Annotated in this window: 21 protein-coding genes and 1 tRNA gene; 6 read left to right on the top strand and 16 right to left on the bottom strand. The window is 59.9% G+C overall.

Annotated elements, in window-relative coordinates; translation table 11 throughout:
* Positions 1–56: 56 nt before the first annotated feature.
* Positions 57–728, bottom strand: a complete 672-nt coding sequence (locus ABVN21_RS07160) for a Bax inhibitor-1/YccA family protein (protein WP_008006561.1) — start codon at positions 726–728, stop codon at positions 57–59.
* A gap of 123 nt (positions 729–851) precedes the next feature.
* Here ABVN21_RS07160 and ABVN21_RS07155 point away from each other — a divergent pair.
* Positions 852–939 (top strand) — tRNA-Ser (locus ABVN21_RS07155).
* Positions 940–1196: 257 nt separating this feature from the next.
* Entirely contained in the window at positions 1197–1586 is a 390-nt protein-coding gene (locus ABVN21_RS07150; protein ID WP_339556176.1) for a hypothetical protein, read from the top strand.
* Between the two features lie 18 nt (positions 1587–1604).
* Here the strand turns inward: ABVN21_RS07150 and ABVN21_RS07145 are convergent, their stop codons facing one another.
* The 3 genes from ABVN21_RS07145 to ABVN21_RS07135 form a co-directional block, all read right to left on the bottom strand.
* A complete protein-coding gene (locus tag ABVN21_RS07145; protein ID WP_339556134.1) occupies positions 1605–2654 on the bottom strand; it encodes a nitronate monooxygenase in 1050 nt (349 codons plus the stop codon).
* A 34-nt stretch (positions 2655–2688) separates the two neighbouring features.
* Complete coding sequence (locus tag ABVN21_RS07140; RefSeq protein WP_339556133.1) at positions 2689–3078, bottom strand: tautomerase family protein; 390 nt, start codon at positions 3076–3078, stop codon at positions 2689–2691.
* 110 nt (positions 3079–3188) lie between these two features.
* On the bottom strand, positions 3189–4706 hold the full coding sequence (locus ABVN21_RS07135) for a CoA-acylating methylmalonate-semialdehyde dehydrogenase (RefSeq protein ID WP_339556132.1): 1518 nt from the start codon (positions 4704–4706) through the stop codon (positions 3189–3191).
* A 181-nt stretch (positions 4707–4887) separates the two neighbouring features.
* Between ABVN21_RS07135 and ABVN21_RS07130 the strand changes: the two genes are divergently transcribed.
* Positions 4888–5016, top strand: a complete 129-nt coding sequence (locus tag ABVN21_RS07130) for a hypothetical protein (protein WP_339556180.1) — start codon at positions 4888–4890, stop codon at positions 5014–5016.
* Positions 5017–5495: 479 nt separating this feature from the next.
* On the opposite strand, the gene ABVN21_RS07125 is transcribed toward ABVN21_RS07130, so the two are convergent.
* Positions 5496–6062, bottom strand: coding sequence for an MOSC domain-containing protein (locus tag ABVN21_RS07125; RefSeq protein WP_339556335.1), 567 nt, complete (start codon positions 6060–6062; stop codon positions 5496–5498).
* A gap of 225 nt (positions 6063–6287) precedes the next feature.
* On the opposite strand from ABVN21_RS07125, the gene ABVN21_RS07120 reads away from it, so the two are divergent.
* Positions 6288–7178 (top strand): LysR family transcriptional regulator, encoded by an 891-nt coding sequence (locus ABVN21_RS07120; protein WP_339556334.1) that lies wholly within the window; start codon positions 6288–6290, stop codon positions 7176–7178.
* 35 nt (positions 7179–7213) lie between these two features.
* Here the strand turns inward: ABVN21_RS07120 and ABVN21_RS07115 are convergent, their stop codons facing one another.
* From ABVN21_RS07115 to ABVN21_RS07100, 4 genes are read right to left on the bottom strand one after another with little or no spacing between them, the layout of a single operon-like run.
* Positions 7214–8218 (bottom strand): nitronate monooxygenase, encoded by a 1005-nt coding sequence (locus tag ABVN21_RS07115; protein ID WP_339556333.1) that lies wholly within the window; start codon positions 8216–8218, stop codon positions 7214–7216.
* A gap of 3 nt (positions 8219–8221) precedes the next feature.
* Positions 8222–8776 (bottom strand): cytochrome b/b6 domain-containing protein, encoded by a 555-nt coding sequence (locus tag ABVN21_RS07110; protein WP_339556332.1) that lies wholly within the window; start codon positions 8774–8776, stop codon positions 8222–8224.
* A 59-nt stretch (positions 8777–8835) separates the two neighbouring features.
* Positions 8836–10509: a cation acetate symporter gene (locus ABVN21_RS07105; protein ID WP_339556331.1), complete on the bottom strand. Its 1674-nt coding sequence runs from the start codon at positions 10507–10509 to the stop codon at positions 8836–8838.
* Complete coding sequence (locus ABVN21_RS07100) at positions 10506–10820, bottom strand: DUF485 domain-containing protein (RefSeq protein WP_339556330.1); 315 nt, start codon at positions 10818–10820, stop codon at positions 10506–10508. Before ABVN21_RS07100 ends, ABVN21_RS07105 begins: the two co-directional genes overlap by 4 nt.
* Positions 10821–11090: 270 nt before the next feature.
* Between ABVN21_RS07100 and ABVN21_RS07095 the strand changes: the two genes are divergently transcribed.
* A complete protein-coding gene (locus ABVN21_RS07095; protein ID WP_339556329.1) occupies positions 11091–11990 on the top strand; it encodes a LysR family transcriptional regulator in 900 nt (299 codons plus the stop codon).
* On the opposite strand, the gene ABVN21_RS07090 is transcribed toward ABVN21_RS07095, so the two are convergent.
* Positions 11974–13209, bottom strand: a complete 1236-nt coding sequence (locus tag ABVN21_RS07090) for an MFS transporter (RefSeq protein WP_339556328.1) — start codon at positions 13207–13209, stop codon at positions 11974–11976. The genes ABVN21_RS07095 and ABVN21_RS07090 overlap by 17 nt on opposite strands.
* On the bottom strand, positions 13206–14444 hold the full coding sequence (locus ABVN21_RS07085; protein WP_339556327.1) for a YbfB/YjiJ family MFS transporter: 1239 nt from the start codon (positions 14442–14444) through the stop codon (positions 13206–13208). The genes ABVN21_RS07090 and ABVN21_RS07085 overlap by 4 nt, the downstream gene beginning before the upstream one ends.
* A gap of 234 nt (positions 14445–14678) precedes the next feature.
* On the opposite strand from ABVN21_RS07085, the gene ABVN21_RS07080 reads away from it, so the two are divergent.
* Positions 14679–15707: a D-cysteine desulfhydrase family protein gene (locus tag ABVN21_RS07080; RefSeq protein ID WP_339556326.1), complete on the top strand. Its 1029-nt coding sequence runs from the start codon at positions 14679–14681 to the stop codon at positions 15705–15707.
* 76 nt (positions 15708–15783) lie between these two features.
* On the opposite strand, the gene ABVN21_RS07075 is transcribed toward ABVN21_RS07080, so the two are convergent.
* The 5 genes from ABVN21_RS07075 to ABVN21_RS07055 all read right to left on the bottom strand — a co-directional run bounded on the left by ABVN21_RS07075 (position 15784) and on the right by ABVN21_RS07055 (position 21608).
* A complete protein-coding gene (locus ABVN21_RS07075) occupies positions 15784–16245 on the bottom strand; it encodes a hypothetical protein (protein WP_339556325.1) in 462 nt (153 codons plus the stop codon).
* 286 nt (positions 16246–16531) lie between these two features.
* Positions 16532–17329 (bottom strand): transporter substrate-binding domain-containing protein, encoded by a 798-nt coding sequence (locus ABVN21_RS07070; RefSeq protein ID WP_339556324.1) that lies wholly within the window; start codon positions 17327–17329, stop codon positions 16532–16534.
* A 61-nt stretch (positions 17330–17390) separates the two neighbouring features.
* Positions 17391–18560, bottom strand: coding sequence for an FAD-binding oxidoreductase (locus tag ABVN21_RS07065; protein ID WP_339556323.1), 1170 nt, complete (start codon positions 18558–18560; stop codon positions 17391–17393).
* A gap of 4 nt (positions 18561–18564) precedes the next feature.
* Entirely contained in the window at positions 18565–20220 is a 1656-nt protein-coding gene (locus ABVN21_RS07060; RefSeq protein ID WP_339556322.1) for an NAD(P)/FAD-dependent oxidoreductase, read from the bottom strand.
* A 44-nt stretch (positions 20221–20264) separates the two neighbouring features.
* Positions 20265–21608 carry an FAD-binding oxidoreductase gene (locus tag ABVN21_RS07055; RefSeq protein ID WP_339556321.1) on the bottom strand — a complete coding sequence of 448 codons (1344 nt, stop codon included), beginning with the start codon at positions 21606–21608 and terminating at the stop codon, positions 20265–20267.
* Positions 21609–21702 lie beyond the last annotated feature (94 nt).

Genomic DNA, 21702 nt, shown 5'->3' with positions numbered 1-21702 from the left:
GAATTTCAGGCAAGAAAAAACCCGCCGTAGCGGGTTTCTTCACTCACGACCTGCGATCAATCATCGCGGCTCATGATGCCGAACAGCTGCAACAAGCTGACGAACAGGTTGTAGATCGATACATACAGGCTGATGGTCGCCATGATGTAGTTGCGCTCGCCGCCGTGAATAATGGCGCTGGTCTGAAACAGAATGCAGACCGAGGAGAACAGTACAAAACCGGCGCTGATCGCCAGTTGCAGGCCGCTGATCTGGAAGAAGAAGCTGGCCAGCGTCGCACCCAGCAGCACGAAGAAGCCTGCAGTGATGAAACCGCCGAGGAAGCTCATGTCCTTACGGGTGATCAGCACATAGGCCGACAAACCGCCAAACACCAAAGCCGTCATAGCAAAAGCCGAGCTGACCACTTCAGCGCCGCCCTGCATGCCCAGGTAACGGTTAAGGATCGGGCCGAGCAGGAAACCCATGAAACCGGTCAGGGCAAATGCCGACACCAGGCCCCAGGCGGAATCGCGAAGTTTGTTGGTAAGGAAGAAAAGGCCGTAGAAGCCGATCAGCACCACGAAAATGTTCGGGTAGCCAACACGCATCTGCTGGGCAACGAAGGCCATCACACCGCTGAATGCGAGGGTCAGGGCGAGCAACCCGTATGTGTTGCGCAGGACGCGGCTAACCTCTAGCTGCTCAGCCTGCACGCTGTTATTAACTGCGTAATCCTGTTCGCGCATGGCGACACTCCTGTTGGTTTGAAACGTTCAGTCGCAAAGATCATAACAGACGCCCTGTAACAAGCTATGCAGAGAGTTTGACAGTGTGTTTCATTCAGGTATTATGGCGCCCGCAACGCAAACGGAGGTGTGGCCGAGTGGTTTAAGGCAACGGTCTTGAAAACCGTCGACTGTAACAGGTCCATGAGTTCGAATCCCATCGCCTCCGCCATCTTTATACGACAAAGCCCTGATTATTCAGGGCTTTGTCGTTTCTGGGGATGGGTGGAATTTACAGCGCCAGATAAATTCTTCTTGCCCCTCTCGTCTCCCGGGCTGTTCGATCGCTCCTGCCCTGCTAAGCTTTCTATTCCTTACATTGAGATCAGACGACCATTTCGAATACACGTTGATGGGTTCGTGAGGACGAGGCTTTTGAAAGGCACATTGATTGGAGCCACGGTAGCCATCGCGACAATCTGCGTTGTGATGTACGGGGTTAATAATTGGAAGGCTGCGCAAAGCCAGCGGCAGGAAGCCTTGTGCGCGGTAGCGCAGCAGCACATGAAGACGGTGGAAGCTCAGGCGCGAGCCATGGCCGCTGGGCTGTCGGTCGAGGGATACGCCAAGGCCGAAGAGGCAGAGGTCGGCAAGCTCGTCAGCGCTCTGGATACCGCCAAGAACGAAAAAGAGGTGGACGCTGTTATCGAGGAGCACGCGGCTTCGGTCGAGGCGCAGGTTGCGGCTACGGATGCCGAGGTGAAATCCCGTGGGGAACAGCCGTTCCTTGGGCAGCAGCGTAAAGAGCAGCGCATCACCACTGACGTCAAACAGGAAATCCAGCGCGCCGAGAAGGCCGTAGCGACCGAGTGTAATTAGCGCTGCGCCGCTTTCCACTCAGGACTTCATTTGGGCCACCAGCAAATTCACCAACGCTGCCGCCGGCATTTCCCGTGCCAGCGGTGCGCCCTGCCCGGCCCATTGCACGGCGAACGCCGTGTTGGCCTTGGCCGCTGCCGCCGCGTTGAGTGCTTTGTTGGCGTCGTAGGCAATTGGATAGTCGGGCAACGCAGTGGTATCGGCCTGCAGTGAGGTGAAGTTGCGGTTGACCATGCCACGGGCCGGGCGCCCTGAAATCACACTGGTAACGCTTGTCTGGTGGGCGCGCGGGCCTTTCAAGGCCTCGCGATAAGCCACGTTGGCGGACGATTCAGGGCACAGGATAAACGCCGTGCCCAACTGCGCAGCACTGGCGCCCAATTGCATCACAGCCTTGATGCCTGCGCCATCCATGATGCCGCCTGCCGCAATAACAGGGAGCGGGCACGCGTCGACCAGCATCCGCACCAGGGCCAACGTGCCCAGCTCACTGTCTTGCTGTGGGTCGAAAACCCCGCGATGCCCTCCGGCCTCGAAGCCTTGCGCCACCAGCGCATGCACACCGGCGCTCTCCGCTTGCTGCGCCTCAGCCAGATTGGTCACGCAACACAGCAAGACGATGCCGGCGTCCTTGAGCGCATCGACGGCCGGTTGCGGCGGCAGGCCAAAATGGAAACTGACCACCGCCGGCTTCTCTTCCAGCAGCATTTGCAGCATGTCCTCGTCTTCAACGAACGAGGTGTAAATCTCACGTAGCGATGTCGGCGCAGCGGCATCGAACTCGGCAAAAAACGGAGCAAGCACCGTCAACCACTGTGACTCGCGCGCGTGGTCTTGCACCGCGGGTCGGTGGCAGAACAGATTCACATTGAACGGCTTGTCCGTCAGCGCAGCGGTTTCTCGCAGCATGTTGCGCGCCTGCTCGACCGTGCTCGCCCCGATCCCTATCGACCCGAGCCCGCCAGCATTGGATACCGCAGCCGCCAGTTTGGGCGTGGAGACGCCCACCATCGGTGACTGAATGATCGGCAATTCAATGTTCAAAAGGGATAACAATGGAGTGGACATCGCAGCACCTGAATGTGATGAGTGAATGAAAAACCTAAAGCTCCCCGGTCAGGAATTGCGCCCGGCCACCTCCGAACGACCAGTCCGCATCGGTGTTTTCCACCAGCGAGACAATCAGGTCATCGGGCGACAGGTCACAGTCGACTCGCAGTTGCTCGGCCAACAACCGATAAAACGCGATCTTCTGCTCCCTTGAGCGCGGTCGGGAAATAACCGTCAGCAACACCACATTGGCTGAGCGTGTGTAGCCCAATCCCGTGTCGTGCAGCACCAGTTCCCCCGGACGGTGTTGCGTGACGCTTTGGTAGCGATCACTGACGGGAACGTCAAACGCCTGGACCATGGCCCGGTGCGCCCCATCTAGCAGGGTTTGCAGTTGTTCATCGTTACGGCCCTGGATGATGTCGAACTTGAGCAATGGCATGGCAATTCACCCTGGCGATAAAAAATTGGGAGCGAGGAGTTCGCCCCCCGGGAAAATGGCTGGCGTGCAAGCCCGCGCCTACACGCCCTCCAACCCAAAAGCGTCAATGATTACTTCGAGGTCGGCATGGCGAACTCGGCACCTTTGGCGATGCTGTTCGGCCAGCGCTGCATGATCGACTTCTGCTTGGTGTAGAAGCGCACGCCCTCCTCGCCGTAAGCGTGCATATCGCCGAACAGCGAACGCTTCCAACCACCAAAACCATGCCACGCCATCGGTACCGGAATCGGCACGTTGATGCCGACCATGCCAACCTGGATGCGGCTGGCGAATTCACGGGCGATGTGGCCGTCGCGGGTATAGCACGCGGTGCCGTTGCCAAATTCGTGTGAATTGACCAGATCCACCGCCTCGGCAAAATCCTTCACACGCATGCATGCCAGCACCGGGCCGAAGATTTCTTCTTTATAGATTTTCATTTCAGGGGTGACATGGTCGAACACCGTGCCTCCAAGCCAGAAACCTTCGGCACAATCGTCGCCGGCCTGTGAGCCGTCAAAGCCGCGACCGTCGACCAGCATTGCGGCACCTTCGGCAATGCCCTGTTCGATGTAGCCGGTGATGCGTTGCAAAGCCGCGGACGAAACAATCGGGCCCATTTCGGCGGCCAGGTTCATCCCTTCAAGGATTTTCAGGGTTCGGGTGCGTTCCACCAGTTTTGGCATGACTTTATCGGCGACATCCCCTACGAACACCGCCACCGAAATTGCCATGCAGCGCTCGCCGGCAGAGCCGAAAGCGGCGCCGATCAAGGCATCGACCACTTGGTCGATGTCGGCGTCGGGCATCACCACCATGTGGTTCTTCGCCCCGCCCAACGCTTGCACACGCTTGCCGTGGCGGGCACCGGTCTCGTAGATGTAGTTGGCAATCGGCGTCGAGCCGACGAAGCTCACCGCTTTGACCTCCGGATGATCGAGCAGCGCATCCACGGCTTCTTTATCGCCCTGCACGACGTTGAACACGCCATCCGGCAGCCCGGCCTCCTTGAACAACTCGGCGATCAGCAGCGACGGCGAAGGATCGATCGGGCTCGGTTTAAGCACGAAGGTGTTGCCGCAAGCGATAGCCACCGGGAACATCCACATCGGCACCATCACCGGGAAGTTGAACGGCGTGATGCCGGCCACGACGCCCAGTGCCTGACGCATGGTCCAGTTGTCGATATTGGTCGAGACCTGCTCGGTGTAATCACCCTTGAGCAGTTGCGGGATGCCGCAGGCGAATTCGACCACTTCTATGCCACGAGTCACTTCACCCTGAGCATCGGTAAACACCTTGCCGTGCTCGTTGGTGATCATCCGCGCCAGCGTATCGCGGTGCTCGTTGAGCAGCGCCAGGAACTTGAACAGAATGCGCGCGCGGCGCAGTGGCGGCGTGGCCGACCAGGCCGGGAAAGCGGCGGCGGCCGACTGCACAGCGGCGTCGACTTCAGAGACATTGGCCAACGCCACTTTGCCGATCACGGAACCGGTCGCGGGGTTGGTGACGTTTTGTGCGCGACCGGAGTTGCCTGGCGTCACGCGGCCTTGAATGAAGTGTGCGATGTCTGCTGGCTGGTTGCTCATGGCGGATGTCTCCTGGTGGTGGATCTCTTGTTGTTGTCAGGAAAAGTGCCAGGCGAGTGTTCAACGTCTCTGGCAGAGCCAAAGTAGGTCAGCAGCTGGATCATGTAAAATGATGATTAGTGATTCTATGAATCAGAATTGGTGAAAAATATACGAAGTATTTTTGGTAGAGGTGGACGTGATGGTCCATCAATTGGTCGATCATCTGGAGGGTGGGTCGCGCAATGCTCTACTAGGAATTTCAAACAGCGTGATGCTGGCGGAGATCACGGCGAACCGGGTGCTGGATCAGATTGATCCGCCGCAATAGCGCAGTCCGCCATGCTGCTCTATCACTCACCAAGATCAAAAGATCGTCCGAACGCGGCCCGAGCCTTCGGTATCTACAGGCGAACGCGTACACCCCCCAACAACGAGGTCGAGCGTTAGCTCGCCTCGGGTGCTTTTGCGGTGTTCGCCCCCTCGAGAGGCCGAGCGCAGGTTCTGCGCAGTGGGCAACCCGGCAAGGATGCCGGGTTAGCCGCCCCCGGCCATGGATGGCCGATGGCGGCGGGCCCACGGAGCAGGACCGGAGCGAGGCACCGAACGAAAGGGGCAAGAGCCCTTGGTTACTTGGGGCTTTTCCAAGTGACCAGCCGTAAGGGCGGAACCTTAAGTGGCCGTTACCGCAGGAATGGATATGTATTCCGTCAGATCATCCAGGTCGCTGTCAGGCCGCCATCGCTGGCAAGCCAGTTCAGGAATCGAGTTCGACCGCACTAATACAGGTCGATGGTTAGATCGTCGGGGTCAGTTAACGTTGTCAGCACGTTTTTGCAGGTACTTCGCTCGCTCGGACAGGCGTCGCTTCCAGTCCTCGGCCAGACCGTGTGCAGCCGCCAGCGCCAGCAAATCGTCGATCGCCGGCCGGTGCGCCAACTGCACCTGCCAGAACTGGTCGATCGAGAAACGCTCGGTGTGTCGTTCCAGAAGTTCGATCAGATCCCCGGCCTGGATAAACCCCGGTTGAAGCACGCGGTAGTACCAACCGCTAATGCGCTCCTTGGCGACAAACATCGACATGTACTCGGCGTCAAAACGATGGTTGATCTTCCAGCAGGGACTGCGCGGCTGGGAGACCTGCAACACGCAGCTGCCAATACGCAAGACATCACCAATGTGCACATTGCATTCATGGAATTCGAACGCGGAAATATTCTCACCCAGGCTGCCCGCCACCAGTTGCGAGGCACTGTCGGGAAACGCCTTTGCCAAAAGCTCGTAATTCTGCGCCGCATACTGATGAACTGCCTTTTCCGGGCCACCGTGCACGCGGGTATCGCCGTGCTGGTCGCCGACAATTCCATGCAGTTCCACGCGGACGGGGCTCGCGTGCCTTTGCTTGAACATGCCTGTGCGCTGCCCTTCGGGCTGTAACAAACCCAAGCCTCCAGCGAAGACATGATCGATTTTCGAAGTAAGTGTCATTGGTCGAACTGCGCTGATTAGTCGGATTTATCCACTTTACTAACCGCTGTCGACGACCGTAAAGTGATCGTTAAATATGCTCACAATCACTTTTTATGATGGATGGTGACGATCATGGAAATGCGCCAACTGAAGATTTTTTGCGCCGTGGCTGAACTGGGCAGCTTCACTGCCGCCGCGTTGCAGGTGAATACCGTGCAGTCCAACGTCACCATGCGCGTTAAAGAGCTGGAAGCCGAACTCAATCGCGAGCTGTTCATCCGCAAGAAGTCCGGGGTTGTGCTCACGTCGGCGGGCGAGACGTTCCTTCCTTATGCGCGGCGCATTTTGCAACTTACCGATGAAAGCCGCAGCGCCCTCATGGACACTGGCAGCCCGACCGGTCTGCTGCGGCTGGGCTCGATGGAAACCACCGCCGCCATCCGCTTGCCACAAGTGCTGACCAAGTACCGCGAGCAGTATCCCGATGTGCAGTTGTCGTTACTGACCGGCACAACGGTTGAGTTGATCAAGGCGATTGAAGCTCATCGACTCGACGGCGCATTTGTTGGGGGGTTTCATCAGAACTCGGCGTTGTTCCAGGAAGAGGTGTTTTCCGAAGAACTGGTGCTGGTCAGCAGCAGCCAGTTCGATTCACTTCCGGCACTGATGGACAAAATGCCCCAGCAAACCGTGCTGGTGTTCCGCACCGGCTGCTTCTATCGCTCGACACTGGAAAACTGGTTCTACCAGGTTGGACTCGTACCCAACCAGATCATGGAAATGGGCACGCTCGACGGCATCCTGTCCTGCGTCGCCGCCGGCATGGGCGTGACCTTGTTGCCCAAGGCCATCGCGGAAAACTGCAGCGTGCGGCATGCAATCAGCTGGCACACGCTGCCGCCCGAGTTCGCCAACGTCTCCACCGTGTTCATCCGCCGCAACGACTCGATAATCACCTCGGCCATGAGTGCGTTCGTCGGCTTGGCTCAACAGCAAAATGCGCGGCCGATGGCAGTGTCTTGAGTACAGTGGAAACCTGTGGGCAATGAACCCGTTCACTACCAACCCAGCGACCGTCTCTCCTCCAGCAGGAACCGACCTGTCGCGCTAGCGATCAGCCGGCCCGTTGAGACCGGCAATCCAAGCGCAAGCTCAGCCACGCGTTCGGCCGCCGGGACCACGCTGTGAATCTTGCCCACACCCTGCCCCGCATACAGCGAAAGTTTCTCCGCCATCCGCGGCTTGTCGATTGCCCGGGCGCCGCCGCCGATCAAGCGCAGCAGATTCCACTTATCCCGATTGGGAATTACCCGGTGCGGCGTGCCATAGGTCCAGCCGAAGGAGTAGCCGGTACGGTACTCGGTGTCATCGGTGGTCGCCTCGACGATTTTCTGCTTGTACAGCGGATGCGCATTTGACTCATCGGTGGCAATAAACGCCGTGCCCACCACCACTCCCGATGCACCCAGTGACATCAAGGCGCGGACATCGTCGCCGTTGACGATGCCGCCGGCCGCGAGCACGGGTCGGCCTTCGGCGACGGCGAGGATCGATGTCAACAGCGGCATGATGCCGATCGTGCCACGATTCAAGTGACCACCACTTTCACTGCCTTGGGCGATGATGATGTCCGCGCCTTGGGCCATGGCGATTTGAGCCAACTCCACCGACCCCGCTTGCACCATGACGACCAACCCGGCGTCTTTCGCCCGGGGAATCATGTCGGCGGCATACTTCTCGGCATAAAACAGCGACAGCAGCTTGGGTTTTTCCTTGAGGATCACCTGAAACTGCGCTTCGAAAACATCCGGGCCGCCGAACTGCGGCACCAGGTTCACACCAAAGGGCTGATCGGTGAGAGCTCGGGTTTCCTCTATCCAGCGGCGCAAGGTCAATGGCGGCAATCGCAAGCCGCCGATGACACCCATGCCCCCGGCGTTGGCCACGGCGCTCACCAATTGCGGACCCGAGATGGCCGCCATGCCGCCGAGAAAAATCGGGTACTTCACGCCGCAAAGCCGGGTGATCGCGTTACCTGAAAAAGCGAATTTGGCTTCGTTCATGACTCACAGCTCCACATGTTTACCAAGCATCCGCTTGAGCGTGTTGTTCTTCAGGAGAAAGTGGTTCTTGACCGCGCCGAAGAGGTGCAGCGCCAGCCCGGCAAGGAACGCCGAGGCACCGAAGTTGAACAGCACATCGACCACGTTCTTCAAGGTTGCGTTGGTGGGCAGGAGTGTCGGAATCCACAAACCGCCGGGCAGTTGCACCACTTCTCCGGCGGCTGAGCGTGATGCCCACACCGCAATCGGCAGCAGCACCATGGCCAGGGCCAGCGACACCGCCACCGAGCGGCTGATGATCACTTCGATGGGATTGGGCGTGCCCACCGGCAGCGGATGGTAAGAAGTGATCCGCGCCCAGAATCGATAAATCGAGACGAGGAACAGAATCAAACCGAGCAGGTTTTGCACCCTGCCAAGCTCCATCCGCAGTGCCTCGCTTGAAGCTTGTCCAATCAACAGTTGCAGGCCGAAAATCGCCAGCAGCGAAAACGCCACGACCCAGTGCAGCGCGACTGTGATAGGTGAAAATCTCAAGCCATTGTCTCTAAGTTGCATGGCTGACTCCTTTTGCAAAGGACGCAAATCAGAAAAGGAAAAGTGTGATGGGCCGAGCCTTAATGGCTGACCGCTTGCGAGGCGCCGAGACCGGTCTGCGCACGAATCAGCTGATCATCGAACCGCTCGCGTTCAAGCTCCGCCCCACGGCTGCGATCCGTGACCGAACCGAGCCAGGTGAAGAAGAACGCTACGTTCATCGAAATGATTGCCGGATAGTCATACGGGAAGATCGCCTCGGCATTGCCGAGCACTTTGACCCACACCGCAGGCGAAAGAATGACCAGGCCGACAGCGCTCACCAGGCCAGCGACACCACCGATCAACGCGCCACGGGTGGTCAGCCCTTTCCAGTACATCGAGAGCACGAGGATGGGGAAATTGACCGATGCCGCCACGCCAAAGGTCAGCGCCACGAGAAAAGCGATGTTCTGATCCTTGAACAGGATCCCCAGCACCACCGCGACAATGCCGATGCCCACCGATGCGATTCGCGACACACGACGTTCATCCCTGACATCGGCCCGGCCTTTCTTGATCACCATCACGTAGAGGTCATGGGAGATCGCCGACGTGCCGGCCATGGTCAACCCGGACACCACCGCCAGAATCGTCGCGAACGCCACGGCAGAGATGAAACCGAGCAGCAGGTCGCCGCCCACGGCTTTGGCCAGGTGCATCACCGGCATGTTGCCACCGCCGATCAATTTGCCCGCCAGATTACCGCCTTCGTAGAACACCGGGTCTTGCCCGACGATCACGATGGCCGCCAGGCCCAGCACGGCAACAATCAGGTAGAAAAAGCCGATGAAACCGGTGGCGACGAACACCGACTTACGCGCCTGTTTGGCATCCGGAACAGTGAAGAAACGCATGAGGATGTGCGGCAGTCCCGCCGTACCGAACACCAGGCCCAGTGACAACGAGATCAATGACAGCGGATCGGCCACCAGCTTGCTCGGCAGCAGAATCCGCTCGCCATCGTGGTGCGCGGCCACGGCTTTCTCGAACAACACATCGAAGGAAAAACCGAATTTGCTCAACGCCAGGAACGCCAGCAAGGTTCCGCCCAACAACAGCAACCCAGCTTTGATGATTTGCACCCAGGTGGTGGCGACCATGCCACCAAAGGTGACGTAGACCGCCATCAGCAGACCCACGGCGATGACTGCATAGTTGTAGGGCAGACCGAACAACAGCTGGATCAACTGCCCCGCCCCCACCATCTGCACCACCAGATAAAAGCACACCACCGTCAGCGAGCCGAACGCGGTCATGGTGCGGATGCGGTTTTGATCGAGGCGGAAAGACGCAATGTCCGAGATGGTGATGCGCCCCAGATTACGGATGCGCTCGGCGAACAGGAACAACAGCAACGGCCAGGCGACAAAGAAGCTGATCGAGTACAACACGCCGTCGAAGCCGTTGAAGAAGATCATGCTGGTGACCCCCAGCAATGCGGCCGCCGACATGTAGTCACCGGCCAGCGCCAGGCCATTCTGGAAGCCGGTAATGCCACCGCCGGCGTTGTAGAAGTCGTCCATGGATTTGGTCTTGGAGGCGGCCCAGTATGTGATGCCCAAGGTTGTCACGACGAAGACCAGGAACATGATGATCGCGGTGATGTTGATCGGTTGTTTTTCGACGTTTTGCAACACGTCGGCGGCCATGGCGCGCGCAGCAAATGTGCTGAGCAGAACAGGCAGGATGAGGTTGCGCAGGAGGTTTCTCATACGATGGCCCCCGCGCGGATTTCTGCGGTCAGCTCATCGAACTCACCGTTGGCACGAAGGATGTAAAGCCCGGTGAACAACCAGGCCCCGATAATGAACACCAGACCCAGCGGCCAACCGATGTTGATGATGCTGTTTGCGGAAAGCTTCGTCGCCAGAAGCTGAGGGTGAAAGGCAGCGATGAGGATGAACGCGAAATACGGGACAAGGGTGGCGGCGGTCAGGCTGGCGACGAATCTTCGCTGCCTTGAGACCAAATCCTTATAACGGGGGTGGTTCCGAATTCTGGACGATTCAGTTGCATGGTTCACGTTGACTCCGTGTAGCAGTGGTTACGTTATTGTTGTTCCACAGCCTCAGATTCGAAGACTCGATCCGCCACTGGCTGCGGTATCTGTGCCCCTTCAACCTATGCCTGGCACATGATCATGTAAAATGATCATTTGTGATTCACTTGATCGTTTTTGGTGAACCTTCAATACCTCGATTCCGCCTTGTACTCGCTCCCAATAGCGTCGACACTCATCTCATCAGCGCTAAATTTTTGAGTCAGTTATTACTATTTGAGATAGGTGAATTCGGTGGACGTAACGGATCTGAAGGTGGTGGACGCGGTGGCGCGCCATGGCAGCATGAACAAGGCCGCCAACGAGCTGAACACCGTGCAGTCGAACGTTTCGGCAAGGATTCGCGCATTGGAAGACGAGCTCGGGGTGGCGCTTTTTCAACGCAGCGCCAAGGGTGTGCAGGTAACGCCGGCGGGTCGGCGCATCCTGCCGTTCGCGGCACGACTTTCGAAATTGCTCAAGGATGCTTCGGTCGCTGCGCGCGATGACGGCCACCCAAAAGGTGTGCTGGAAATCGGCACGCTGGAGACCACGCTGGCCCTGCGCCTGCCGCTGCTGATCGCACAATTTGCCAAGACTTACCCTGAAGTTCGCCCGGTGGTTCGCACGGGTACAACGTGCAGCCTGATCCAGGGTGTCATCGACTGTAAACTGGAGGGCGCGTTCGTCGCGGGCCCGGTCAACCATCCCGACTTGCATAGCGAAGTCGCGTTTCGCGAAGAGCTGGTGCTCGTCACCTCCCCTGCCCTGCGCAGCCTCGAAGATATCGCGGGTGTCGACAATCTGAAGACCGTGGTTTTTCGCATCGGTTGCTCCTATCGCCAGCGCCTGGATACCCTTTTGGTCAGCCTGGGTGTCGTGGCCCCCGAGCCGCTTGAGTTCGGTTCCATCGAAGCCATCATTGCCTGCGTGTCGGCCGGGGTTGGCGTCACGTTGTTGCCCAAAGGTGTGGTCGACCATGCTGCCCGCGAAGGAATGGTCGCGGTGCATGAGCTACCGACAGAACTGGCCGAGGTGGAGACCGTGTTCGTCCGTCGTATCGATGGCTATTTTTCCAGCGCCCTGGCCACTTTTCTCCACAGCGTACGACTGGACGGAGTCGCGGTACCGGCTGCCGCTACCGTGGCGATGTAACAGCGGGCACCGCATCAACGTGACTTTTGACCCAGCCATTGATTGCGGCACACAGTAACAACAGCGCGCCAGTCGCGAGGAACACCGGTTGCAAGCCTAAATGCGCGCCAATCTGGCCACCAATCAATGGCCCGATCACCTGCCCTGAAAACTGCGCCGATTGCAGGTAGCCGAGGATTTTACCGGTGTTGTGCTCTTCGACCGAATGCCGGATCAGCTTGGCGATTGCCGGTAGCAGCCCGGCGATGGTCATGCCCATGACGCCGCGCAGCACCGCCAGTTGCCACCATTGCGTGACGTACGCCTGGGGCAGCATGACAATGGCCGTTAACACCAGGCAGCCGATGATCACATTCCAGCTGCCAATGCGATCCGCCAGCGCCCCCAACCTGGCGGCGGTCAAAATACTGCCCAACGCTGAACAGGCCATCACCACACCGGCAATCCGCGCCTGATCATCCAGCGCCACGCCGAGGTGACCGATGTAGACCGTGATGATCGGCTCGATCGACATGTTCGCCAACAGCACCATCATTGCTGTCATCAGCAATGCGGCAATGATCGGCCATCGGGAAGTGATGCCTTCGGAGGGTGTTTGTGTACCGCGTCGTGCCCCGTCCGACTCGCGATTGAAGTCTTCACGAATGAGCAGGATGGTTGTGAGCGCCGCCACCGCGATCATGGCGCCGCCGACAAAAAAGGTGCCACGGATGCCGACAAACTGCGGCAAAAATCCGCCCACCAGCGGCCCGATCAGGTTGCCGGAAAGGGCTCCCGTAGAAAGCACACCCAACGCCCAACCGGCCTTTTCGCGCGGCACCTGGGAGCCGATCATTACAATGGACGCCGATGCGTAACCACCGATGAGGCCGGCAACCAGGCGCAACAACACCAGATCGGTCACGTCCCGCGCCAGCCCGATCATTGACATCACTACGGCCATGCCAATCGCTGCCCTGATCAGCATTGGTTTGCGACCATATCGGTCCGCGAGCCGCCCCCAGATCGGCGCTGTAATCGCCGTACCGAAAAACGTCGCACCAAACGCTACGGCCGACCACTGCACCACATCGTCCTGGGCGGTCACACCCAGTTGCTGCACGTAAAGCGGCAAGAACGGCAACAGCATGCTCAGGCTCACCAGCGTGGTGAAGGAGCCGAACACACAAACAACCAGGTTGCGGCGCCAGTAGGGAAGATTGCGTTCGGTGTAATTCACTTGATCAGATCCTCGCCTGTCGAAACTGGGTGGCTGGTACTTCTCACCAGCGCAATCACATCGATGACAAACGCCATCAACATGGCCGACGTGCCAATGAGGAACAGCAGGCTGTAGTTGCCGCCGCTGGAGGAAAACAGGAACGACAGCCCATAGGCGGCGACCGCTTGAAACAAGGCAAAACCCACCGTCGCGGTTTGCCATGCAGCGGGTTGTTGAGCGGGATGCCTGGCGAGAATTTCGTGAACCCGGCCCAGCACCAGCGGCACCGTACCGGTAACAAAAGCACCGACGATCACACTGGATGCCATCAGCCAAACGCTGCCGAGTCCGAATGCCGGCACCGCGACGCTGATCGCTTCAATGATGAACGACACCCGCAACGCTCGACCGAATCCGACCCGATCCGCTAACACGCCCGCCAACAACGGACCCACGGTGGCGCCGATGCCGAACAGCACCCAATACTGCGCTCCGGTTTGCAGACCCTGGCCGAGACCACGGGCGACGAAATCCACCAGGAAAATCATGTGTGGCACCCAACCAGCGGCGTTGAGTGCGTATTCGACGTACAACGCTTTCAACGCGCCGCTTGGTGCGCGGTGACGGTGATGCGCGACGCTGGCGACCGGCGCTTCTTGCGTCGGCCATCCATGCCAGGCAACGACGGTCAGCAACAATGCGATCCCCCCCAGGCCGAGCCAGGTTTGCGCCAGGCCCTGTTGCAGAAGCAGCGGCACCAAGGTCCCAGAGGCCGCAATCCCGACGCCCACCCCCATGAAAATCACACCGCCCGCCAAGCCGCGCCGGGATGGCGAGACGTGAGCCAAAACCGTGGGTGCGGCCAACACCATCAGCGCGCCACCGGCAACACCGGACAGGAGGCGCCATGCAAAAAACCAGGCAAAGGAAACCGGATAGGCGCAGGCGAAAAACGCAATGCTGGCCAGCAGCATCATGGCCCGGAGAGTGAATCGGGTAGAGGTTTTCGCCGCCAGCGAGCGCCCGAAAAGCGCCCCGGCCAGATATCCCGCAAGATTCGCCGCGCCGAGGTAAGCCGCTTTGGAAGCATCAAACCAATGGGCACCGACAATCGCCGGCAAGAGTGGCGTGTAGGCAAATCGCGCCAGACCGATGCCCACCAGGCTGGCAGAAAATCCGGCTACGGTGCCTCGCCATGGGCTGGCTGGTGGTTGCGCCGTTGCGGCATGTGTTGGCTTCACGCTGTTCATCATCTGCCCTTCCATTACTTCAGTTGGGCCGACTCTACGCGCGATGGCTATATCTCAATAAACGAATTAAACAGGCAGCACTTATCTGTAATTGAGATAAGCAATGAGTGGCGAGGGAGTTATCGGGCATTTGATTACACGGCGTATCAACAGTAATTCCACACGAGCGGTATATCTTCACGCAGGAGCTTTCTACATTGTTCGATTCACTCCGTTCCTTCCCACGAGCGAACCTTCATGCCCCACAATTTGAATCACCTTGATGTCGCACTGGCGACTTACCCTCGAGTGGCACTGCTCGAAGGCCCGACCCCGATCCAACAACTGTCACGACTGAGCCAGCTACCCGAATTCAACGGCTGCAACCTCTACGTGAAACGCGATGACCTGACCGGGCTCGGCGGCGGCGGCAACAAGCTGCGCAAACTGGAGTTCCTGCTCGGCGAGGCGCTGGCCGAAGGCGCGGACACACTGGTGACCTGGGGCGGGTTTCAATCCAATCACGCCCGACTGACCGCCGCAGTCGCCGCGCGCCACGGTCTGGCCTGCGAACTCATCCTGACCCCATCCGCCGTGCGCAGCGACGACGACTTTTGCCACAACGGCAACGTGCTGCTCGATGGCCTGTTTGGGGCGAAGGTCCATCGACTGGCCCGTGGAGTGACACCGGATAGTTACGCCGCCGAGTTGCTCGACACGCTCAAGGGCCAAGGCAAAAAACCCTTCGTCATGCCGTTGGGCGGGTCCAGTCCTCGCGGCAGTCTGGGTTATGCCGCTTGCGCGGCGGAGATCCTGCACCAAGCCGATTCGCTGGGTGTTCAATTCGAGCGCATCGTCGTCCCCAATGGCAGCGCCGGCACCCATTCCGGATTGTTGGCTGGCGTGACCCTGGCCCGGTCAACCACGGAAATCTTCGGCTACTCGGTATTGGCAACCGAAGAACAGGCAACGGCCACGACGCTGGAGAAGACCCGGCAAGCATTGCAGCTGCTCGACCCCTCCGTTTCACTGGCCGATAGTGCGGTCAGCGTCGATGGCAGTCAGCGCGGCGAAGCTTATGGCGCGCCGACCGATGACATGCTGGGGGCCGTGCGCTTGCTGGCATCCCACGAAGGCTTGCTCACCGATCCGGTTTACGGTGGCAAAGCCTTCGCCGGTCTGCTGGCCGCCGTGCGCCGGGGTGATTACCCGGCGGGCAGCAATCTGCTGTTCGTGATGACGGGCGGCTTGCCCGGCCTCTTTGCCTACCGCAGCGCCTTTGACTGACCGGGCACTTCAGCACGTATAAAAAACCTCCCCGGGCGCGAACCCGGGGAGGTTTTTTTACGGCTGCACCGAGTGATCAGCTCTGGGCTTTGCTCATTTTGGTGAACAGCTCGGTTGGCACTTTCTTGCCGTTGGAAGTGTACTGATTGGTGCGGAACTTGTAGACCTCGCCTTCGGAGAGGAAACCATCGTTGTTGGTGTCCATCGCCTTGAATTCTTCACCACCCTGCGGAGCGACGGTCAGCAGTTCTTTGAGCGAAACGCGGCCGTCGTGGTCGGTGTCGGTACGCGCGAACGAATCATCGCCACACTTGCCTTCACCACATTTGCCCTCGCTGGCCTTAGTCACTTTGGCGCCGGTTTCGCCGGCCCCGCACTTGCCTTCGCCACACTTGCCTTCACTGGTCTTTTCCGCCGCTGCGAGTTGGTAGCCTTGTGGCAATGCTTCGGCGGCGAAGGCGGAAGAAGCGAGGTTCATGCTGCCGGCCAGTGCAACAGCGATCAGGCCAATACGGGATTTGTTCGACATACGGGACATGGTGATTCTCCGGATACTGTGTGCGGCCGAGCCGCTTAGGGTCACTGCCACGAGGGCGATAAGCCGTGGTGCGAGGGCGTTTGCTTTCTCGCTAAGGCAGGGCTATTTGACGGCAGTGGTGTATCCAGGATGTATCCGGATCAAGGGCATTTGTAAGCCAGTCTGCGTACATGGGGTTGGGATACACAGCGATACACACGCCCTGCTCCCGACATCACCCACAACCCTGTGGCGAGGGAGCTTGCTCCCTCGCCACAAAGCCCCTGTGTATCGGGGACTATTCAGCTCACTGCGGCCAGAGATCCACCGGAAAATACTTCTGTGAGATTTGCGTGTACTTACCCGACGCATGCAATTGCGTGAGCGCCTGGTCGATCCGGGTCTTGAGTGCGATGTCGTCCTTGCGCAAGCCCGCGCCGACACCCAGCCCGTATTGCAACGGGTCCATTTTGACGCTGCCGGTGCCTTTTTCCTCGTAGTTCGCCCCGTCCTCGGAGCTCAGGAAAGCAATATCGCCGAGCTTGTCGAGGAACATGACGTCGATACGACCGGCCAACAAGTCGGCATTGCAGTCGTCCTGGGTGGTGTAGATACGGATGTTCGACGTGTTGCCGTAAGCCGTGCGGATAAACTCGGCGTTGGTGGTCGAGCCCTGCACGCCAATGGATTTACCGGCCAGACCTTCGGGGGTCAGCGTCAGGTTGGCCTCTTTCGGCGCGACGAAAATACCCGTGGTTTCATAGTAAGGGCGCGAGAAGGCGATCACCTTCTGCCGCTCCGGACTGATCCCCATCGAGTTGAAAAGCACATCGAACTTGTTGGCGATCAGCGCCGGAATAATCCCGTCCCATGCCACTTCCTTGATCTCGCACCTGGCTTTCATTTCCTCGCAGAGCGCCCAGATCAGGTCGGGCTCGAAACCGGTGAATTTCCCGTTGGGTGTTTTGACCAGAAACGGCGGATACGGCTCGGCGGCGACACCAAAACGCAGCGTGTCCTGGGGTGCGCTGGCGGAAGCGGTAAAGGAACACAACGTGAGGCCGACAGAGGCCAGCACAGCCAGATTGCGGAGTATTCGTTTCATGGTCGATCCTCTTCTTGTTGTCATCTGGATGGTGCAAATAAAACGATTCAATTGCGACTTTCTACACCCCCGAAGCAGGCAACGGCAGCCATCCCTGGATGGCTTGCCAATCCTGCTCAAGGGCGGCGAAACGAGTCAGCGAAAACGTCGACAAGTCAGCGAAACTGCACGTCCCATCGACGACAAGATCGCGAATCGCATGACCGCTGGCCGGCGACAGCCCGAAGCCGACACCGGACATCGTTGCGACGGTAACGTTATCCAGCGTGGCCGGTCGATCAATGACGGGCCGACCGTCGGGCGTGTTTTCGATGAACCCGGCCCAACTGCGAATCACCCGTTTGTGCGCAACCTTGGGGAACAGCTCGGCGAGTCGTTTGGCGATGTTGCATTGCAATGGCGTCGACTGCGCACGTGTTCCGCGCAGGTCTGCGAGTTCAACCCATTCGTGCGGACCGCCGCCATAGGCCAGATTGCCGCGCAGGGTTTGCCGGCCATACAAACCGTTGCCATCCACCCCGCCGACTTCGAGCAAAGGCAGTGGCTCGGTGACGATCATTTCGGCCCGCGCGGTGACAAGTGGGATTTCCACGCCCAGTTGCGCCGCCAGTTCACCGGTATGCGGACCTGCGGCAATCACCAAATGGTCGCAGCTGATCAGGCCTTGAGCGGTGCGCACGCTCGTCACGCGTTCGCCTTGTCGTTCGATGCCAACCACAGGCGAGTGCTCGAAAATGCGTCCGCCAAGATTCTTCAGCGCCCAGGCATACGCTTGCAATGTGCGATGCGGATTGGCGTGGCCGCCGAAGTGGTAGTAGAAGCCGGCCAGCACGTTTTCGCCGGCAAACGGCACCCGTTCACGCACCTCTTGCGGGTCCAGCAGGTCGACGCGCAAGCCGTAGTGCGCGCATTCAGCCACGACTTTTTTATCCAGCGAAACCTGATGTTCGGTGAGGTCGATACTGATGCGGTCCCGACGATATTCGGTCGGATAACCGAGCAGTTCGTCCATCATCGGCCACAGCCGCTGCTCTTCGACAAACAACGGACTGTGGTGATGCGAGCATCCGCCGCCGTTGCGGCCCGAGGCGCCCCAGCCAATCAGGCCGGCTTCGAGCACGAGCACATCGACGCCATCGCGCGCCAGCCACCAGGCCGCGCTCAATCCGGTCACACCGCCACCCACGATTACCACAGAGGCATGGGTGGACGACTTCTTGACTGCGTGCATGGTGTCAGCCCTCGTTATGCGATGGGTGGATGGGACGGACGGCGTCTTGCGGGCGCGTGGCGACAGTTTGCTGCCCGGAGCACAGCCAGAACGGCGTCCACTGCGACGGCATGTCGAACCAGGCATCCCAGCGGCTGCGCATCTGCGGCGTTTCCTCGATCTGTCCCGCCTGCTGCAGGGACAGCGGGCGCACCGGCGGACGATAGGAAGCAAGCGCAATGGCCTCGACACTCAGGCCGGCGCCGATGCCAAGCAAGGTCGCGACCTGTTCGCGGCAACGCCGCCCCTGGCAAGGTCCCATGCAGGCCCGGGTCAGGCGCTTGGTGACATCGGGGTTGGGCGCGGCATTTTGCAGGCCGTTTTTCAACGCCGCATCGGTGGGCGTCCAGTCGAGATAACGCGGCGGCTGTTGCCCCAGGATTTCGCTGGCCGTGACCTCTTCGCACAGGCACACGAAAGGTTCGTTTTGAGCATGCAGGGTGGATCCACGCACCCACGCCGTGCGATTGGCGGCGATATCGATGGGAGGTTCGTCGGGTGTCGGCACGCTGTCATCCAGGGCAATATCGACACCCAATGCGTCTAGCGCGGTTTGTGCGGCGATGCGCCCTTCACAGCGAGCAACATTGTCGTCGAGACTTTTCGATGCCCAGACACCGGCGCAGTCACCGGCCACCAGGACGAATGGCAATGACGTGCGCTGCGTCAGATCCGCGTCGCTGACGTGGCCGCCACGGTCGGCCTGAAATGACGTGTTGCACCCTGCCGCCTCGACCAGTTCGATCGCGGGAATGGCGGCCACCCCCAGCAACACCGTGTCGCATTCGATTTCGACCAGCGCCCCATCAACGGGGCGACCCACCGTGTCGACGGCGACCGCGATCACCCGTTTGACGCCAAACGCATCCCCGTCCGCCTCACGAATCACATGCCCGGTCAACACCCGAGCGCCCTGCTCGACCAACAGACCGAGCAGCGTCGAATCGCCGCTCACCTGTGCGGCCTGTTCGATGATTGCAGCGATGTGCACGCCTTTGCTGACCAGCGCATGGGCCGTCGCCAGCGCTTGCGTGTCGCTGCCGATCAGCACCGCGCGTTGGCATTCCAGTGCGCCGTAAACCGTCGCCAGCCGATGTGCGGCACTGACACCCATGACGCCAGGGCGATGCCAGCCGTCAAAGGCCAGGCCCATGTCGCGCCTTCCGGCAGCGACGATCACCTGTTTGAAGCGCAGCAGCCAGGCGTTTTCGGCATCGGCGAGACCCGCCACCGCCCCCTCGATCCATGCCGTGGTGCGTTGCTGAGGAAACAGGCCCCAGACCGCCGTGCCGAGCCGCACGTCGACACCGGCCTCGAGCGCTTCGGCGATTTCCGGCCGGGCGTCGAGCAGGGTCTGCAGCACGCTGTTGTGATTGGCCACCGCTGCGCCCATGCGTCCGCCGAAATGCAGAGGCACTTCTTCGCCCATGGTTTCGAGAGGCACCGGATTCTCATCCACCAGGGTCACGCGCAGGCCGTGGCCAGCGGCGGTCAGTGCAGCAGCAAGGCCCGCCGGGCCCGCGCCGACGATGAGAATATCGGTCTCGTCGTTGATTGGCGGCGCTTTGCCGGCCACCGACGCGGGATCGTAGTAGAGGGTTTGCGAGAGGTCGTCTGTCACCGTATTTCCCCCGAGTGGCGTGAACGTAATCAAGTGGGTATCGACTAGAACAGCGAAGACGGCGGCTTGACGTCGCCCTCGGCGAAGCGCGAAAGGCGCAGTTGATGCATGTCCAGCCCCGGATCGCCTGAGTCGATCCAGTCAGACAAGGTTTTGCCCACGACCGGGCCCATGGCAAAGCCGTGGCCGCAGAACCCGGTGGCGACGGCCAGACCGCGCGGGGTCGTATGGGCGTCGATGACGGGAATGCCGTCCGGCAAGACATCGATCCCGCCAGCCCAGCGATTGGCAATCTGCGTATTTGCCTGCCCGGGAAACGCGGCCTTCAGCGCGCGCATGGCCGTTCCAAGGCCCTTGTCATTGGGTGGGATGAGCGGATTGCGCTGATGAATTCCCGCACCCAGCCGCGACGCTTCCGACCATGGCATGCGCTGGTGCAGATCCGTCAGGCATGCACCGTTGAGGTTGAACCGAAACGATTTGCGGTGCGCCCAAAGCGAAGGCGCATACCAATGCAAGGCGCGCAGGTGGCCGAGCGTCATGTCGACGTCGACATGGGCGTCGTCGGCGAGGTTGAAGCTGCCGTCCCGTCTTTGCCGAAAACCCACGCCGTTGGCGATCGTCGAAATGCCGCTGAGCGTCGGGCCGGCCGTGGTCCGCGCCACCGTTCCGCGGACCAGTTGCTGCGGCAGTTCGATACCGAGCATTTTCAGTAAGCGAAACGTGGTGACGCCCGCAGCGCACACGACGGTGTTCGCCTTCACGTAACCGCGCTCGGTTTCAACGCCGACGACCTGGCCGGCGGCGACGTCGATGCCTTTGGCGCCACACTGTTCGGCAATGTGCGCGCCCAGCTCACGGGCACGCATCGCAAAAGCGCGAGCCACCAGCGTGGGTTCCGCCTGACCGTCGCTGGCGGTAAACAAACCACCCAGTTGCGGGACGGCGTAGCCCGGCAGATTCTTCGCCACTTCACGCGGCGAAAGCATCACGGTATCGACCGAAAAGCTGCGTGCGACGCTCAGCCAGGATTCGTAACCTTCACGCTCGGCCTCATTACCGGCGACGAACAGACAGCCGTCGTTGCGCCATCCCAGGTCGGTTTGCAGTTCGCGTTCCAGTGAGCGCCAGATCTCGATGCTGGCCTGCATCAGCGGCACTTCGGCTTCGTCGCGCGATTGCTGGCGCACAAACCCCCACGCCCGTGACGATTGCTGGCCGGCGATCACGCTTTTGTCGAGCACCAGGACCTTGGCGCCCGCCTTGCTAAGGTAGTAGGCGCATGCACAACCCATCAGGCCGCCGCCGATGATCGCTACGTCGACTTCACGAGGCAAATCACCCTGGGGCGCCGACACGCTGGCAAATGCTGCTAGTGGAATATTCATAAGGGGCACCGGCAGGTTGAAAATGACGCGTAGCGCGGCGTCGTTGTTTCGGCTAAGAATGTGCCCCGAACATCCGGAATTACAGTGATGTATC

The organism is Pseudomonas sp. MYb327 (assembly GCF_040438925.1).
GTDB lineage: Bacteria > Pseudomonadota > Gammaproteobacteria > Pseudomonadales > Pseudomonadaceae > Aquipseudomonas.
The sequence above is the reverse complement of the archived record's forward strand: the minus strand, read 5'-3'. Positions and strand labels throughout refer to the sequence as shown.